Genomic DNA, 350 nt, shown 5'->3' with positions numbered 1-350 from the left:
GGAGCTGGCTCTGGCCTATTCAGACGGAAGTAAAGGCGGACGTCCGCCGTTTGATCCGGTGCTGATGTTCAAAATTCTGGTCATCCAGACGTTGAACACTTTGTCTGATGAACGGACAGAGTATCTGATCAACGACCGCCTGTCGTTCATGCGCTTTCTGGGATTGGGGCTGTCGGACCGCGTGCCGGATGCCAAAACGGTCTGGCTGTTTCGTGAGCGTTTGACACAGGCGGGTGCCATTGAAAGGCTGTTTGACCGATTTGACGCGACCCTGCGGAACGCCGGTTATCTCCCGATGTCCGGCCAGATCCTGGATGCAACACTGGTGGCTGCTCCAAAGCAGCGCAATA

The 350-nt window shown here is 56.0% G+C and carries 1 protein-coding gene; it reads left to right on the top strand.

All coding sequences use genetic code 11. The annotated features are described in order from the left end of the window. Positions 1-350, top strand: a 350-nt coding sequence (locus KP705_RS19830) for a transposase (protein ID WP_215765553.1), incomplete at both ends; no start/stop codon positions are given.

The sequence above is a fragment of the Gluconobacter sp. P1D12_c genome, from assembly GCF_018812105.1.
In the GTDB taxonomy this organism is placed as follows: Bacteria; Pseudomonadota; Alphaproteobacteria; order Acetobacterales; family Acetobacteraceae; genus Gluconobacter; species Gluconobacter oxydans_A.
Note: the sequence above shows the minus strand (reverse complement) of the source record. Positions and strands in the feature narration are given on the sequence as shown.